General features: G+C 64.9%; 10 protein-coding genes and 3 pseudogenes. 6 read left to right on the forward strand and 7 right to left on the reverse strand.

What is annotated here, in order from left to right:
* Positions 1 to 186 (reverse strand): annotated as a pseudogene (locus J7367_RS13600) (IS5/IS1182 family transposase); the annotation flags it as partial.
* A gap of 210 nt (positions 187 to 396) precedes the next feature.
* Between J7367_RS13600 and J7367_RS13605 the strand changes: the two are divergent.
* The gene (locus J7367_RS13605; RefSeq protein WP_003489223.1) at positions 397 to 1,044 is read left to right on the forward strand and encodes a response regulator; all 648 of its coding nucleotides are present in this window, start codon (positions 397 to 399) and stop codon (positions 1,042 to 1,044) included.
* 710 nt (positions 1,045 to 1,754) lie between these two features.
* Entirely contained in the window at positions 1,755 to 2,828 is a 1,074-nt protein-coding gene (xopE, locus tag J7367_RS13610; protein WP_057661330.1) for a XopE/AvrPphe family type III secretion system effector, read from the forward strand.
* A gap of 553 nt (positions 2,829 to 3,381) precedes the next feature.
* Here the strand turns inward: xopE and J7367_RS13615 are convergent.
* Positions 3,382 to 7,041 carry an Rne/Rng family ribonuclease gene (locus tag J7367_RS13615; protein WP_057664176.1) on the reverse strand — a complete coding sequence of 1,220 codons (3,660 nt, stop codon included), beginning with the start codon at positions 7,039 to 7,041 and terminating at the stop codon, positions 3,382 to 3,384.
* 409 nt (positions 7,042 to 7,450) lie between these two features.
* On the opposite strand from J7367_RS13615, the gene J7367_RS13620 reads away from it, so the two are divergent.
* A complete protein-coding gene (locus tag J7367_RS13620) occupies positions 7,451 to 8,437 on the forward strand; it encodes an RluA family pseudouridine synthase (protein WP_057664173.1) in 987 nt (328 codons plus the stop codon).
* A gap of 32 nt (positions 8,438 to 8,469) precedes the next feature.
* Here J7367_RS13620 and J7367_RS13625 read toward each other — a convergent pair.
* The 4 genes and pseudogenes from J7367_RS13625 to J7367_RS13640 all read right to left on the reverse strand — a co-directional run bounded on the left by J7367_RS13625 (position 8,470) and on the right by J7367_RS13640 (position 12,423).
* Positions 8,470 to 10,270, reverse strand: a pseudogene (locus tag J7367_RS13625) (DUF3300 domain-containing protein).
* A 293-nt stretch (positions 10,271 to 10,563) separates the two neighbouring features.
* On the reverse strand, positions 10,564 to 11,382 hold the full coding sequence (gene zupT / locus J7367_RS13630; protein ID WP_007964444.1) for a zinc transporter ZupT: 819 nt from the start codon (positions 11,380 to 11,382) through the stop codon (positions 10,564 to 10,566).
* A 265-nt stretch (positions 11,383 to 11,647) separates the two neighbouring features.
* Complete coding sequence (locus J7367_RS13635) at positions 11,648 to 12,070, reverse strand: energy transducer TonB (RefSeq protein WP_005916451.1); 423 nt, start codon at positions 12,068 to 12,070, stop codon at positions 11,648 to 11,650.
* Positions 12,067 to 12,423: a 4a-hydroxytetrahydrobiopterin dehydratase gene (locus J7367_RS13640; RefSeq protein WP_003489213.1), complete on the reverse strand. Its 357-nt coding sequence runs from the start codon at positions 12,421 to 12,423 to the stop codon at positions 12,067 to 12,069. Before J7367_RS13640 ends, J7367_RS13635 begins: the two co-directional genes overlap by 4 nt.
* A gap of 88 nt (positions 12,424 to 12,511) precedes the next feature.
* Between J7367_RS13640 and J7367_RS13645 the strand changes: the two genes are divergently transcribed.
* Positions 12,512 to 13,111 carry an NfuA family Fe-S biogenesis protein gene (locus J7367_RS13645; protein ID WP_007964449.1) on the forward strand — a complete coding sequence of 200 codons (600 nt, stop codon included), beginning with the start codon at positions 12,512 to 12,514 and terminating at the stop codon, positions 13,109 to 13,111.
* Positions 13,112 to 13,124: 13 nt separating this feature from the next.
* On the forward strand, positions 13,125 to 14,945 hold the full coding sequence (locus J7367_RS13650) for a hypothetical protein (protein ID WP_057664169.1): 1,821 nt from the start codon (positions 13,125 to 13,127) through the stop codon (positions 14,943 to 14,945).
* 950 nt (positions 14,946 to 15,895) lie between these two features.
* Here J7367_RS13650 and J7367_RS13655 read toward each other — a convergent pair.
* On the reverse strand, positions 15,896 to 16,243 hold the full coding sequence (locus J7367_RS13655) for a hypothetical protein (RefSeq protein WP_209028938.1): 348 nt from the start codon (positions 16,241 to 16,243) through the stop codon (positions 15,896 to 15,898).
* 2 nt (positions 16,244 to 16,245) lie between these two features.
* Here J7367_RS13655 and J7367_RS13660 point away from each other — a divergent pair.
* Positions 16,246 to 16,401 (forward strand): annotated as a pseudogene (locus tag J7367_RS13660) (IS5/IS1182 family transposase); the annotation flags it as partial.

Raw genomic sequence — 16,401 nt, forward strand, 5'->3', positions numbered from 1 at the left:
AATCCGCAACATCGTCGCCAGTGCGTACGGCTGCCGACCTGGCCGCCCCGACACTGGATAGTGCGGCGCGATCAGGGCAAGCAGTTGCTGCCACGGAACAACCTGCTCCATCTCGGCAAGAAAGATCTCGCGCCGGGTCTGCTTACGCTTGCCCAAGCCCTCAGCGTCACCGAACGTCAGCTGCATGGATGAATCCTCTACATAAGGCGATAGTGTCGCGCATCTGCGGTGAGTTGATCAGACCTTCCCTAGAGACATCGCGCCATGCGCACGTCATGCATGCTCTAGTGACGCGTCATAACGCTCTAACTTGAGCGTAATACGTCGCATCGAGCTTGCCCTGAATTATTCACGGAGATAGGCTGCACCAGCCAGCCGCTAGCGAGGACAACAAGGATGACCATCAGAGTTTTTCTGATCGACGATCATGCACTCGTGCGTACAGGCATGAAGATGATTCTGTCCAAGGAAGTGGACGTCGATGTGGTGGGTGAAGCAGAGAGCGGCGAAGCTGCATTGCCGCAGATTCGTCAACTCAAACCGGACATCGTGCTGTGCGATCTGCATTTGCCCGGCGTCAGCGGCCTGGAAATTACCGAGCGCATCGTCAAGGGCGACTACGGCACGCGGGTCATCATCGTCTCCGTGCTCGAAGACGGCCCATTGCCCAAGCGTTTGCTCGAGGCAGGCGCCTCCGGCTATGTGGGCAAGGGCGGTGACGCGCACGAGTTGCTGCGCGCGGTGCGTGAAGTCGCATTGGGGCGGCGTTATCTCGGCAACACGATCGCGCAGAACCTGGCTCTGTCCAATCTGGAAGGTGGCGGTTCACCGTTCGATGCATTGTCGCCCCGCGAGCTGGAAGTGGCGTTACTGCTGACCCAGGGGCTGCGCCAGGAAGACATCGCCAAGCGCCTGAACCTCAGCGCCAAGACCATCAACACGCACAAGGCACGCCTGTTTGAGAAGGTCGGCATCCAGGACAACATTGCGCTGGCACGGCTAGCCAATCAATACGGTCTGACCGATCCCTCCAGAGTGCTGTGAACCGTTGCCTTGAGTGCGCCGCATTGGCTGCGCTGCATTGCGAGGCCAGGGCGAACAACATCGCGTAGAGAAGACTCATCGCGCGCTGAGAAACGACGTGTCTTGCCCTTCGGCAGCCGCAGCTGGATTGCGCACACGCATGCGTGCGCGAATTAGTCTGGCCTGCTAGAGGCGCGCACTACGTTAGAACCTGGCGGCGTGCGCCCTGAGGTCCCATGCAATGAGCATGAATACAAGCCTCGCACAGGGAGCTTTCCGCAACGATGGTCGTCATGTGCCGGCAAGTTCTGGCGTCGTCGCAATTCCTGGTCGAAGGTTTTTTACAACCGCTAGGCACGAGCGGCACACTTTGACCGCCGTGTTGGAAGAACGTGGGGTTCAGCCGACATACGTGTAAAAATGACTCGCAGAATCCGATTTCTTTTTTGAAGACATGAGGTTACCGGATAAAACGGCGCTTCCATCGGCTCATCCACTACCTCGTCCCTTTCGAGGTTCGGCACGCTGCAACTGTCTTGCGGGGAGTGTGCGAGACCGGTCGGTCACCGGGTGGGTAATAGACGGATGCCGCCGCCCCATGTAGCGGCGGTCATGAGGGTCGGTCATCCCCCGCGTCATGCTTCGCCATCCCAGCCAGGGTTTCGGTGAGGCGAAGCGAAGCGAAGTGCTCACCGCCAAACTTGCTTCTACAGTCACTGCAGGAGATCAAGATGGGGCTATGCACTTCAAAGCCGAGCGTAGTGGGTTCACCCGTAGCGGGTGAACCTGAGCATTATTTAACTCACACCACAGAGCAGACCACGCCCTCTACGCCTTCATCCCCCGAGGCGCCCATGTCACCCAGCCTGCATGGCTTGGTGGCAATCGGCTCTTCGGGAACAAGGCGGGGTCGCTTCCGGCAGCCGACCCTACAGCCGCACGAAGTTCAGCAGGCGGCCTACCAGCTTGGTATGCGACTCAACGGCAGACCCATCGAAGACGCGAGCGACCGTCAACGCCTTGCCGATGCTACAGAGACGGTGCACGAGACACGACTCGCCTTGCACCGTGGGCGAGGCAATGTCGATAGCGATCTGCGGCTCAGCAACGGACGGAGCGCCATCTACACTGACGTGGCTTATGCCATGTATCGAGATGAGGCAGGCAGCGGGCTAGCTGTTGGGGCTGGCAACTGTGACCATAACGCAGCGATCAATGCCCGCCAACATGCAGTCCGCATGGAGGATGGCGGGCAGATGATGACCGTACGTGAATGCAGCGTGCCCCACGTTTACGCGCTTTACCAGCCGCCAGGCGCGGCAGAAGCGAAGAAATCTGCGGTGGTCCTTGACTCGTGGTGCGACGGTCCAGCCACGCTACTAAGGGATTCGCGCTGGGCCGAAACGTACGGAACGACCACCACCGTAGTTGAAAAGTTCGACAAGCCTGCCGCGAGCGCAGCGCTGAATAAGGCGAACGCATACAAGACCGAGATCGAGGACCCGCAAACTGCGAACCATGCGTATGCACGCCAATTAGAGGAGGCCTTGCTTTTCAACCAGGCCAAGCGTGCGCCCCAATACGCCTTTCCCTCGATGCCAGTCATCGCGCCCGATCTGGCCCAGAGCACGCGTCAAAGGCTGCAAGAGCACTCACCGCGGACGCGTGAGGCTCTAGCCGCCGATGCTGCGCGGCAGGCCTATGCACTGGATGACGCACAGCCAATTTCGCCGCGCACAACTGCTGCGATACTTGAAGATGCAGAACGCCTGGATGCCTTGGGTCGCCCACCCTTGAGTTGGTGACGATGGATCAAACCGGATGAGCGTCGAGACGTCCATGACGCCACCGGAGCGTGCTTGGGCGCGCTACGCGCCCAAGCACGGCCAGGCGATGCGCGGTGCTATAGGCCGGGCCTGCCACGTGGCGCACGGGCAGCAGTAGCCCGGCATGAGGGTCGGCAGGGCGTCGTTAATCCCTGCCGACCCTCATGACCGCCGCTACATGGGGCGGCGGCATCCGTCTATTACCCACCCGGTGACCGACCGGTCTCGCACACTCCCCGCAAGACAGTTGCAGCGTGCCGAACCTCAACAAGGACGAGGTAGTGGATGAGCCGATGGAAGCGCCGTTTTATCCGGTAACCTCATGTCTTCAAAAAAGAAATCGGATTCTGCGAGTCATTTTTACACGTATGTCGGCTGAACCCCAACGTGGAGCGCAGATGCCTCGCCGGGATTGCAGCCGGCGGATGCGGCTTCGCGTTAGTGCAGGTGGCGCATAAAAAACAGCGGCCCGAAGGCCGCTGTTTTCGATGTTGACATGGCCTGCTATCCAACCAGGCCAGCCACTTGGCGATCAGTGATCGCCACGCGGCTTGCTGCTGTCGTCCCCCTGCGCCTGGTCGGCTTCGGCCGATGGAGCAACTGGCTTGACTGCTTCGGACACAATCACCGTCGGCTTGGGCTTGTCTGCCTGCGATTCCTGCGCTGCTGCAGGGGCTGCTGCCGGAGGCTTGCTGGCAGAGGAGGCCGCTGGCGCAGCATCGTTCGGGCTCAGCGCATCGAGCATGGTGGTCTGCACCGGAGCATACGGCTTGCGCACGGGCGCGGTGTCTGCACTCGGGCTTGCCTGCACAACCGTCGAGGTAGAGGTCATTGCCACCTCGGAAGATGGCGTCTGCGAAGCAGACTGCTCGGCGTGCGGCGACGTCACCGTGACCACTGCGGCCTGCGACGCCGGGGAAGCTGCCGCAGGTGCCGAGAGGTCCTCAGCAGGCGTTCCACGTGCCGGCTGCACCAGAGTGGCTTGCACCGGAGGTGTTTCAACGTCCGCCGACGCAGCGGGTTGCTGTTGGTCGGGCTTCGCGGCCTGGGCAGCGGCAGGCGCAGCTGCAGTTGCCGGCGCCGAAGGCTGCTGCTGGCTGCTTGTCGCCGCATTGCTGGTCACAGGCGATGCAACAGCCGGTGCCGGAGCCACGGCAGCCGCCACCGGTGCCGTCGGTGCCGCCCCGGCGGCGGGAGCCACTGCAGCTGCCGGAGTGGATACCACTGGTGCGGGAGCGGCAATCGGTGCCGGGGTGGCGGATGCCTGCTGAGCGACCGTTACGGGGCGCTGTTCCGCAGCCTGCGCTGCCGCACCATCGGTGCCGGCAACCGTCGGCGCTGTGGCAGCCGGCGCGGGTTTGGCAGTTGCGTCCGTAGCCGCGACGGGCGCAGCAGGGCGCTCGCGGGCGGTGTCAGCGTTGGCAACGGGTGTTGCTGACGGCTGCGATGCCGGCACGGTATTGGAAACCGGCGCGGTGGTCGAGGCTGTATCGCTGCCGATCTGTGGCTCTGCACGCTCCTTGGGAACCGGACGTGCCTTGGCGGTTGCCTGGGCAGCGGGTTCTGGCTTGGCGCGCACTGCGGGTGCCGGTGCTTCGTCGTCGAAGTCGAATTCCGGCTGGCCGGCGCGTGGTGCGGCCGAAGCATGCGCCTGCATCCCAGCGTCGTCACCTTCGCTGTCGCCATCGAGATCGTTGTCGGCATCGCTGTCCAGATCGTCGCCGTCCAGACCATCGACGCTGGCACCACCTTCTCCGTTGGCACCAGCGCCACGACGACGACGACGGCCACCACGACGGCCGCGGCGACGGCGGCTTCCGCCTTCCCCATTGGCTGCATCGTCGCCTGCGGCATCCGGAGCCGGTGCAGCCGCATTCGCGTCGGCACCGCGATCAGCGGTGGATTCGATCACGGTGACATCGACCGGATGCGCCTGGACCGCTTCATTCGCGTTGGTCTGCGCATTGGTGGGTGCAGCGGCAGCGGCATCGGCAATGGCGGACACCACGCTCGACGTGGTTGCCGTTGCGGCAGTGGGGGTCAGGGTCTGCGCCGCTGCCGTGCCTTCATCCTGGCGTGCCGGACGCGGCTGACGCTCGGCCGGCGCGCCATCCTGCTGTGCAGGCCCACGTGGCGGACGCGGGCTCTGATTCTGCGGCTTGGGCTTCTGCTGCTGCGGCTTTGGCGCCTGCGCTTCGCTGCGCGGCGGCTTGGGCACCTGCACCTGCTGCTGCGCCTGTGCGCCATTCTGCGCGCCCTGGGCGTTGGCAGGCTGACGACGCTCGTCACGGCGTTCCTTGTTGGCGCCGTTGCCATTGCCGCCATTGCCACGTTGCTGGTTGCCACCATTGCGGGCATCGCGACCATCGCGGCGCTGACCGCCACGCTCGCCGCGCTCGCTACGGTTATTGCGGCCGGCATCGTTCTGGCGCGGACGCGGGGTCGACTCTGGGGCCGGGGCAATTGGCTCGACGCCGCCGAAGATCCGCTTCAGCCAACCCACCACGCCAGTGACCGGTGCCGGAATGGGCACGGTCACCACCGGCGCCGGAGCAGCGACGGGCGCGACCGGGGCAGGGGCCTCTTCGCGCACCGGTGCCGGTTGGCTCGGCTTGATCGACGTGACCGCCGGAGCGGCAGGAATATTCAACTGCGCCTTGGTCAGTGCATGCACCGGCAGCTTGCGCGGGGTGCCGCGCTGGTAGCTCGGCTTGCCGCTCTCTTCGCCCAGCTCGTTCTCGCGCAGGCGCGTGACTTCGTAGTGCGGGGTGTGCAGCTGCTCGTCGGCGACGATGATGATCGGCGACTCATGGCGCTGCTCGATTTCACGCAGTGCGCTACGCTTTTCGTTGAGCAGGTAGTTGGCGATTTCTACCGGCGCCTGGACCAGCACCTGCCCGGTGTTTTCCTTCATGGCGTGCTCTTCGGCCACGCGGATGATCGACAGCGACAGCGACTCGACGCTGCGCATGCGGCCGTGGCCGTCGCAACGCGGGCAGACGATCTGGCTGGATTCGCCCAGGCTCGGACGTAGCCGTTGACGGCTCATTTCCATCAGGCCGAAACGCGAGATGCGGCCCAACTGCACGCGCGCACGGTCGTACTTGAGCGCGTTCTGCAACCTGTTTTCGACTTCGCGCTGGTGCTTGGACGAGGCCATGTCGATGAAGTCGATGACCACCAGGCCGCCCAGGTCGCGCAGGCGCAGCTGGCGTGCGACTTCTTCTGCCGCTTCCAGATTGGTCTGGAACGCGGTTTCTTCGATATCGCTCCCCTTGGTGGCGCGCGAGGAGTTCACGTCCACGGCGGTCAGCGCTTCGGTCTGGTCCACCACGATCGAGCCGCCCGAGGGCAGGCGCACGTTGCGCTCATAGGCGCCTTCGATCTGCGATTCGATCTGGAAGCGATTGAACAGCGGGATATCGTCGGTGTAGTGCTTGAGCTTGCGCAGGCTCTGCGGCATCACCTGCTTCATGAACTCCTGGGCGTCGGCGTACAGCTCCGGGGTATCGACCAGGATCTCGCCGACATCGGCGCGCAGGTAGTCGCGCAGGGCGCGGATGATCAGGCGCGATTCCTGGTAGATCAGGAACGCGGCCGGCTTGCTCAGCGCAGCTTCGGCAATTGCCTTCCAGGTCTGCAGCAGATAGTCCAGATCCCACTGCAGTTCTTCGGCATCGCGGCCCACGCCGGCGGTGCGGATGATCACGCCCATGTCGTCGGGAATGTCGAGCTTGTCCAGCGCTTCCTTCAACGCGGCGCGGTCTTCGCCCTCGATGCGGCGCGAAACGCCACCGGCGCTCGGCGAATTTGGCATCAGCACCATGTAGCGGCCGGCCAGCGAGATGAACGTGGTCAGGGCGGCGCCCTTGTTGCCACGCTCTTCCTTGTCGACCTGCACCACGATTTCCTGGCCTTCGCGCAGAAGCTCGCGAATGGTCGACTTGTTATGGTCGACACCGGCCTGGAAATAATCGCGGGAAATTTCCTTCAACGGCAGGAAGCCATGACGCTCGGCGCCGTAGTCCACGAACGCCGCTTCCAGGGAAGGCTCAAGCCGGGTAATACGGCCCTTGTAGATGTTGGACTTCTTTTGTTCCTTGGACGGCTGTTCGATGTCGATGTCGTACAGGGTCTGGCCGTCCACAATCGCCACGCGCAGCTCTTCGGCCTGCGTTGCGTTGATCAGCATTCGCTTCATTGTTGCGTTCCTCACGCGCTCTACCGCGCGGAACGCCGTGACGTTTTGCCTCTGGAACAGCTTGTCGGCCCTTCGCGCAACGCGCGGACAGGCCTGACCAGAGTTTCCAGCGCTGCAACACCACGGCAGGCCGCGGGAGCGCTTGTTTAAGTTTTATAGGTGTTTCAGGGCCGGCAGCCGCGTCCGGACGAACCGGGGCAGCGCACGGGACATGTTCAGCGCAGCGGTCAAAAACCGCTGGCGATGGCCGGGTAGGCCGGTGAGCCGCTAACATGGCCGCCCCGGGGGCGGTGGTCGCGCACTGTGCCGGAATCATCGGAAGTCAGGCTTCTGGCCAATCAACTTCCAACAAAATCAAACCCTTATCTCGCTCGCCGAGTGTAACAGAATAAAGAGCCGGATGACCGACCCCCAGCCCCCCAAGCCGCCGGCCGACCGCGTCGGCGTGCGTATTCTCAAAGTTCCGGAAGACCGTGCTGGACAGCGGCTGGACAATTTCCTGCTCGGCCAGCTCAAGGGCGCCCCGCGCAGCCTGATCTACAAGCTGGTCCGCAGCGGCCAGGTGCGGGTGAACGGCGGGCGGGCCAAGGCCGAGCGCAAGCTCGAAGGCGGCGAAGAAGTGCGGATTCCGCCGGTACGCATCAACGACAAAGGCGACAAGGCAGCGCCACCGTCCTCGTTCATGGCCAGGCTGGAAGCGGCGATCGTGTTCGAGGATGCGCGCCTGCTTGCCCTCAACAAGCCCTCTGGAGTCGCCAGCCATGGCGGCAGCGGGATCAGTTTTGGCGCCATTGAGACGCTGCGGGCGCTGCGGCCGAACCAGAGCCTGGAACTGGTGCATCGGCTCGATCGCGATACATCGGGCCTATTGATCGTGGCCAAGAAGCGCTCGGCGCTGACCGAGCTGCAGGCCTTGATGCGTGAAGACGACCGCGTCGAAGGGCGCGGCATCACCAAGCGCTACCTGACCCTGCTGGTGGGCCGCATGCCCGACGGCGTGATGACCGTGGACGCGCCGCTGCACATCGGCCTGCGCCAGGGAGGGGAGCGACATGTGCAGGTGAATGCGATCGGCAAGCCGTCGCTGAGCCATTTCAGGTTGCTGGAACGGCGCGGCGGGCATTCGTATTGCGAAGTGCGCATCGAAACCGGCCGCACCCATCAGATTCGCGTGCATGCCCAGCACCTGGGGCACCCGGTGGCCGGCGACGATAAATACGGCGAGGCGGACGTCAACAAGCGCCTACGCGACCAGCTTGGGTTGAAGCGGCTGTTCCTGCATGCCGCATCGCTGGAATTCGCGCTGGATGCCGGCAAGACGCCGTATGTGTTGAGCGCGCCGCTGGCGCCAGAGCTGGCCGAGGCGCTGGACCAGCTCGGTCGCTGACGCAGCCACGAGGGCTGAGCCAGCGCGCTGGCTCAGCCCTCGTGGCGGTGGTCGTGATGTTGCGGCTGCGCCGACGGATGCGGGCGTTGCTGGTGCATATCGGCCTGATGTGTCGGAGCGGCGCGCGGCGGGGCGAAGGACGCCATCCGCTGCATGCGCTGCTGCGGCTCTGCCTTCATGACCGGGTGCGGTTCGTAACGCGGCTGCGACTGCTGCGCATGTTCGACACGCGGCAATGCTGCGGATGCGAATTGCTGATGGGGCGGCAGCTGTCGTTGCTCTTGCACGGGCGGCTTCCATTGCGCAGGGTGGGCTTGCGCCCGGAACTGGCTGTCGCGGGCGTCGCGGCTCGCCAATGCATCACGCGGCGGCATGCCGGCATGTGCACGGTTGGCTGCCGCTGCTTGCTCCTGCGCTGCCCGCGAATCTGCGTGCATCTGCGCCACGCGCTGCTGTGCGGCCTGTAGGTCATTCACCCGCGCAGGCGCTGCGGCCGATGCGAATGCCGGCGCTTGCACGCGCGGCGAACGCATCCCAGAGGGCAATGGCTGCATCGGACGGGCCGCAGGTGTCAGGGACGCAGCATGCGGCGACGGCGACGCGTTCAGCGCGACCGGGCGCCCTGGCTGCAGCATCTGCGCACTGAAATGCGGTGTGGCCAGATGCGCATAGTCGGGCGGGCGATGCAGCTGCGCGGGCGAGGGCGCCGGCGTGGTGGCTCCTGCAAACGCACCAAGCCCACGTGCGTTGGCGACCGCTGCAGGCAGAGCGGCCGCCTGCGCTGCGTGGAAGCTGGCCGGAGACATCCCGGCCACGGGCGCGGATGTCGGATTGGACCAATGGCGCTGATCCTGATTCACATACGAGCGCGCATCGATATAGGTGTTTCGGTTGTTGATGGTGGTGGTGCGCGGCGCATAGACATGGTTCTGGTAGACCACGTAATGCGGTGCGGCCGGCGGCGCGTTCCAATCCACACCCCAGCTGTTCCAGCCCCAGCGGTGCCAGACAGGCGCCGGCTCGACCCAGCCGAACCAACCGTGATGGTGCTCAAGTGCGCCGCCCACCAGCACGCCGACGCCGAACGACACCAGGCCGGTGGTGACGACGTCGCCTTCGTCGTACCAGCGGACCGGGCGGTAGCGATACTCCCGATGGCGTGCCGTAGACCACGCCGGGATCGTAGCGCGGTACGTACACCACGTCCGGTTGCGCTGGTTCGATGGTGATCACCTGCGAGGGCGGCGGGATGCGGCCCTCATCCAGAATGGGCGTCACCACCACGTGGCGCGCCACCTGCACTTGTTGTTGCGGCGTACTGCGCAGATGGCCGCTGGCCTGGGCGCGTTGGCGCATGATCTGCACCGCGTTGAGCACATCGTTGGGGTCGTGGGCATAGGCATCGCCGAGCGTACGCGTCCAATCCAGATTGCCGGCCAGTTGGGCCACCACATCGGGAAAGGCAGTCAGTGCCTTGATACTCGGATCCCACGATTGCGACACCGTGGCCTGCGCGCGATCGGCAGCGCTCAAACCGCTATTGCTGCGTAGCCATTCCTGTGCAGTGACCACTTGATCGGGATAGACCGACGCCGCCAGCGTTTGCGCCAGCAACTTATCTGGAAACAGGGCAATCGGCGCGACCAATTGGTAAAGCTGGTCCGCCGTGGGCGGCGCGTAAGCCGGCGTTGCCATCGCGCTGGGAGGCGGCGGAGGCTCGGCGGCGGCCGGCGCCGGTGAGTCAGTACGTCGGCACCCGCCAAGCGCGATCAGGCCGGTGGATGCGATCGACAGCGCCAAGGCAAGGCGCCCTTGTGACCATGTGCGTTGCATACGGCACCTCGCTGTGTGCGCGTTGATGACGCGCGTACCATGCGCCGGTTTGAATGTCTGGAACCTTTCTAAAACTGTGCTTCAGTCGACCGGGCGCGACGGTGTTCAGCAGAAGTGCGGGAAGCCATCTGCCACGAAGGTGCGCGAAGACGCACGCGGTTGATTTCAGGCAGGCAGCGCGCATCGGCTCGTCATCAACAAGACAGCGATGGTGTCGCTGCAGAAAGCTCTCAGCCCCTAGCGCAGCAGACTTTGCGGCCAGGTCATCATGAGATGCCAGCGCACGACGCGCTTCACGGCGTCGCGAAGCGGAACAACACTAGGCTGATCGCCAGCGTTCCCATGCCCGAGACCAGGCCGTACACGGTCTCGTGACCCTGGGCGTACCGCTTGGCAGCCGGCAGTAACTCGTCCAGTGCCAGAAACACCATGACCCCGGAGATCAGCCCGAACACGGTGCCGAAGACCGCGTCCGAGAGCACGCTGGACAAGGCCAGATATCCGATGCCCGCACCGATCGGTTCGGCCAGCCCGCTGAGCAGGCTGGCGCCCACCGCATAGAACTTGTTGCGCGTGGCGAAATACACCGGCACCGCGATCGCAATGCCTTCGGGAATATTGTGGATGGCGATCGCGAACGCCAGCGGCATGCCGACCGCCGGACTTTCAAGCGTGGCGAAAAAAGTCGCCAATCCTTCCGGAAAATTGTGCGCGGTGATCGCGACGGCGGTCATCAGCCCCACCCGGCGGATATAGGCCCGGTTGTCTTCGCGAAACTGCGGATCGTCGCTGGACAAACTCTGGTGCGGATTCGGCACCAGGCGGTCGATCACCATGATCAGCAGCATGCCGCCCAGAAAGGTCAATGTGCCGAAGGTAAAGCCGAGCTTGTCGTTGTAGGCCTGGGAAAACGCGGCGATCGACTTGTTGAGGATCTCGGTGAGCGACACGTACACCATGGCGCCGCCGGCGAAGGCCAGGCCGAACGCCAACAGCCGCGGATTGGGCTTTTTAGCGAACACCACCATGAGGCTGCCGAGCCCGGTCGCCAGTCCGGCAGCCAGCGTGACCGCAAGCGCGATCCAGAGATTGTGTGATGACACTGCAAGCATGTGGCGCGACGTCCTCGTGGAATGAAGAACTTCCTGCGGAGAGCGTGGCGACTGCAGCTCGCGAGATACGCACGACCTCCGGGGAAGCAGGATGGCCATGCCGCGATGACGAAGACGTGGTGTTGAAGACGAAACGTAGCGCATCTGCGCCAGCGTCACCCATGTGCGAAACTCAAGCGCGCCCGAACAGGGCGCTGGCGCTCATTCGCTTGTGTCGGCGCGCTTGCGCCGTGCAGAAACAAGGCGTCAGCGACCTGCGCGGTCCTCAGCCGCCGCGGCGTGCGCGTTCCTCGATGGCGAAACATTCGTTTGGACGCGGTACCGGCGGCTTGAACGAGACCGGCACCTGGATGGTCTGCGACACGGCCTGGCCATTGCGGGTGGCAGCCTTGAACTGCCATTCCCGCACGCGCTTCTGGGCCGCTTCGTCGAGCACCGGCTGGCCGCTGCTCTGTGCCACCGACACGTCGGTGGGGGTGCCTTGAGCGCCGACCACGACCCGCAGCACGGTGGTGCCGCCGACACCGGCGCAAGCCAGCTGCGGCGAATATTCCGGCGGTGGCGTCTTCAGGGCAGCCAGTTCGGTGGGCGCGACGGTGGGCGCAGAGGCCTGCTGTGGCGACTTGCCGCAGCCGCCGAGGCCGGTGGCGACGATGAGACCGGCGAGCGCAGCGCGATACATGTTCATGCAGTGATTCCTTGATCGTAGAGTTGCGCGGTCTTGGCCGCGCAGATGAAGTCGTTCTCGCTCAGCCCGCCCACGTCATGGGTGGAATAGCGCACCACGACGCGGTCGTAATGCACGCCCAGGTCGGGGTGGTGGTCTTCGCGGTGGGCGATCCAGGCCAGCGCATTCACGAAGGCCAGGGTGCGGTAATAGTCGGCGAAGCGGAACGTGCGCGTGAGCGCCATGCCGGCCTCGGCCAGCTCCCAGCCGGGCACCTGCGGCAGCAGTTCGGCCAGGCGCGCCTCGCCCAGCTTGTGGTCGCTGCCTTTGCGCGGGAGGCAATGCGCCTGCTCCAGGGGAATCAGATCGGTCATGACGGTCTCGCAGGGGTGGCGGACGGCGCGCCCACCAGGATCACGGTGTTCCATGAGCGAGGGCGCTTTGAGCGGTAGAATAACCCGCATGATCCAGATATCCGACAAAGCCCAGACCTATTTCCGCAAGCTCATCGAGCGCGAGGGCGTGCCCGGCATGGGCGTGCGCCTGAGCGCGGTGGATGCGGGCACCCCACGCGCCGATGCACGGCTTGAGTTCGCCGAACCGGCGGACCTGAGCGGCGACGAATGGGCGATCGACTGCGACGGCTTCACCTTGTATGTCGTCGCCGCCAGCGTGCCGTGGATGGATGGTGCCGAAATCGACTACGTCACCCAGTCCACCGGCAACCAGCAGCTCACCATCAAGGCGCCCAAGATCAAGGGCGAAGCGCCCGCAGAGTCGGCTTCGATGGTCGAGCGTGTGCGCTGGGTGGTGGAAAACGAGGTCAACCCGCAGCTGGCATCGCATGGCGGGCGCGTGGCCGTGCAGGAAGTCTCCGCCGACGGCGTGGTGTTGCTGCGCTTCGGCGGCGGTTGTCACGGCTGCGGCATGGCCGACGTGACCTTGAAGCAGGGCATCGAAAAGACCCTGATGGGGCGCGTGCCCGGCGTGACTGCGGTGCGCGACGCGACCGACCACGCCACCGGCGACGCCCCCTACATTCCGCGCGACAGCGCGGCCTGATTCCGCACCACCGGTGACAACGGCTGCCGATCTGCTGCAGGCACTGCGCGCGCGCATGCCCGGCAAGCTCATTGTGGATCGGCGCACCGGCCTTCCGTATGGCTGGGGCATCTGGATGGGCAACCGCAAGCACGTGGCTGCGCCATTCAACGATGACCAGGTCATGGATGTGCTGTTGGCGCGTGAGCAGCCTGCCCGGCGCGGTGTGGCCGGCGTCTCTCTCCTGTCGCCGTTCCAGGCGTTCCGCAGCCTGTGGTGGCAGCACTGGGACCCGCGCCCGAAGGATCAGCGTCGGCAGCACTGGTTGGCGGTGCTTGGCAGTTTTTTCATCCACCTCGGGTTTATTGCGCTGCTCGTCTGGGTGGTCACCGTGCGCTGGGCGCCGGAGGAAACCGCACCCGGCGACGAATCGCGGGTGCGCATGACCTTGATCGGCGATGGGGCGGAAGAGCAGGGCGGCGGGGAAGGGCAGCCTGCGGCTGAGGCGTCGACGCAGGCGTCTGCAGCTGCGGCATCTTCGCCAGCGCACGCGGGTGCATCGGCGGCGAAAAGCGAGGCAGCTCCATTGTCGACACCGACACCAGCGCAGCCAGCCGCCGATCCTGTCGAGCCTCCGGACACGGCCCAGGCACCGGAACATGCGCCGGAACCGGTGCAAGCTGCCAGCGAACCCGTCGCCGCGGACATTCCGCAGGTGACGTTCCAGGTACCGCCGGTGACGATCGAATCGCCGCTGCAGGTCACCGAAACCCCGGTCGCCACCACCGACTTTGTCGTACCACCGCCGCCAACGATCACGCTGACGCCGCGTGCGATCGAACGCGCAGCACCGCAGGTCGAGGTGCGTCAACGCGACATCCAGACGCTGACCGAACGTCCGCAGGTGCGCGAACTGCAACGTCCGGCCACGGATGTAGCGCTGCGCACCGCCACGGCCCCAACGGTGCGCGAGCGCGACGTCGTCATCCCCGAGCGCCCGCAAATCTCAGCGCCGGCTGCACGCCTGCGTGAGATCTCGCCGACGGTGCGCATGCCTGACATCGCGGTGCGTCCTGCAGAGCTGCCGAACGTACCGGATCCGACGCCTGCGCCATTGGCGGCGACACCTGTCGTGCCAGCGGCGCCTGCGCCTGCGACTCCCGACCCGCAGCCGGCGCCATCCGCGCAAGCAGCCGCGCAACCTGCGCAGTCGCAGGCCAGTCCTGCTCCGTCCGAGCGTTCCGGCAGCGCGGCGGCCGCTGCATCGTCGCCCGTCAAGCCCGCCGCCAGCAGTCATGCCGGCCCGACGCCTGCCGATCGCAGCGGCGGGTGGGACGTGGCCGCCAACGCCGACGACTGGAGCAAATCCGACCGCGATCGGCAAGGCGACACGACAGGCGCCAACGCCCAGCGCAACGGCATGTTCAATGCCGATGGCAGCGTCAAGGTGGCCACCGGAACAGGTGATGCCGGCAAGGCGACAGGTGACCGCGGACCACCGGGCAGCGAGGCCGATACCTGGACCCGCGACCAGATTGCCCAGGGCGGCACCTGGCTTAAACGTCCGCCGTACGGCTACACGCCGACATCGCTGGACAAGTACTGGATGCCGAACCAGACGCTGCTGCAGGAGTGGGTGCGGCGCGGCCTGAAGAAGATCGAGATTCCGATTCCGGGCACGACCACCAAGATCAGCTGCGTGGTGTCGCTCCTGCAATTGGGTGGCGGTTGCGGCCTGAGCGACCCCAATCTCAACGATCAACCGGCCACCGCACGCCCACCGCCGGACGTGCCGTTCAAGCGCGAGCTACAGGAAGACAAGGGCGCGCTGCCCCATAACGGCGGGGGAGCGTGAGGCGCGATGACGTGCGGCTGACCGCACAGATTCGGGGCCTGCGATCTTTCGCTCGACGGTGCCCTTGCGTCTCTGAGCGCGCGGAGATGCATCGTCTGCATCAACCGCCGACAGCGCATGATGCGTAGGTGATCCTCGTGCATCGCGTGCAGACCGTGCCCGTCCCCCGGCGAACTGGCTTGCCGCTTCGTTAGAGACCGATCGCTTCAACTGAGCAAACGCGATCAATCGCGTGTTGTCCCGGCTTGCGGCTAGGGAGATTGCACTCTCGAACCGGAACGTGCGCCGTCCAGGAACGAGGTCGGGACCGCACGCACGACCGATGCCTGTGCCAGTGCGCCGGTGGCCACAGCCCAACCGGCTCCGAACAGGCACGAGAGATAGAAGTCGCTCCATCAGGACGCCGACATTTCGATACCCAACACGCCGCGCTGCCGGCCATGCAAGAAGAAGCATCCAGATGCGCCTGGAACGGCTGCCATTCCGGCGCGGCGTAACAGGTATTGCCGCGTTCGGCGCCGTCCATGCCCATCCCGGTGACGCTGGAGATGACCAGATCCAGGTCTTCCACCAAGGCGTGCGTGATGCGTCTCAGGCTTGCCAGGGGATCGGGCGGGGCGTCGTCGTCGGGCAGGGCCGCCTGCAGACGCACACACGCTTCCGCGGTGACCTTCTCGACGATTGCCGCGCGGGTCGGGGCGAGCGGGCATTTCGCTGCGATGGGAAATCCGCCTGCATTGGTCGACCACCTGCGAGAAACGTTTCAATCGCTGCGGTAATGGGTGCGGGATCTTGTTGCGTCCGACCAGCTGCTTGGACTTCGCAGTGGCGATCCAGTGCATTCGGCCCGCGATCAGCGCAATTTAACGAAAGTAGGGCAGGCAACTTCCAATCCGCTGGAAGTGGTCGCTGACGCAAGATGCGGATCTTTAGCCTGAGGGCATGCTTGGCTAGCGACCGCCTTGAAATGTGAAGGTGAAGCGTGCCGCAGAGCGTGCGGCGGTTTCCGGGGCGATGGGCGTGGGCGTGGCATCCACCAGCGTCAACATGCCATCGGCAATAGGGACCGGGATGCCTAACGTGAGGTCAACCTGTTTGGACCATCCGCCCCCCAGGACCGTCGCACTCACGATCAGTCGGCCTTCCACGATGCATCGAACATCGGCAGGGCAGCGGCTGTCTTCGACCACGCGATCTGGCCGCACTCTGGGACCATCGACCGCTGCCATCTCCCCTAGGGAAGGTCTGATCAACTCACCGCAGATGCGCGACACTATCGCCTTATGTAGAGGATTCATCCATGCAGCTGACGTTCGGTGACGCTGAGGGCTTGGGCAAGCGTAAGCAGACCCGGCGCGAGATCTTTCTTGCCGAGATGGAGCAGGTTGTTCCGTGGCAGCAACTGCTTGCCCTGATCGCGCCGCACTATCCAGTGTCGGGGCGGCCAGGTCGGCAG

This window comes from Xanthomonas sp. D-36-1 (assembly GCF_017746155.1).
Lineage (GTDB): Bacteria > Pseudomonadota > Gammaproteobacteria > Xanthomonadales > Xanthomonadaceae > Xanthomonas > Xanthomonas cissicola.

Coding starts and splice junctions, on each gene's coding strand:
- J7367_RS13605 (WP_003489223.1), top strand. CDS start 397: ATGACCATCAGAGTTTTTCTGATCGACGATCATGCACTCGTGCGTACA.
- xopE (WP_057661330.1), top strand. CDS start 1,755: ATGGGGCTATGCACTTCAAAGCCGAGCGTAGTGGGTTCACCCGTAGCG.
- J7367_RS13615 (WP_057664176.1), bottom strand. CDS start 7,041: ATGCTGATCAACGCAACGCAGGCCGAAGAGCTGCGCGTGGCGATTGTG.
- J7367_RS13620 (WP_057664173.1), top strand. CDS start 7,451: ATGACCGACCCCCAGCCCCCCAAGCCGCCGGCCGACCGCGTCGGCGTG.
- zupT (WP_007964444.1), bottom strand. CDS start 11,382: ATGCTTGCAGTGTCATCACACAATCTCTGGATCGCGCTTGCGGTCACG.
- J7367_RS13635 (WP_005916451.1), bottom strand. CDS start 12,070: ATGAACATGTATCGCGCTGCGCTCGCCGGTCTCATCGTCGCCACCGGC.
- J7367_RS13640 (WP_003489213.1), bottom strand. CDS start 12,423: ATGACCGATCTGATTCCCCTGGAGCAGGCGCATTGCCTCCCGCGCAAA.
- J7367_RS13645 (WP_007964449.1), top strand. CDS start 12,512: ATGATCCAGATATCCGACAAAGCCCAGACCTATTTCCGCAAGCTCATC.
- J7367_RS13655 (WP_209028938.1), bottom strand. CDS start 16,243: ATGAATCCTCTACATAAGGCGATAGTGTCGCGCATCTGCGGTGAGTTG.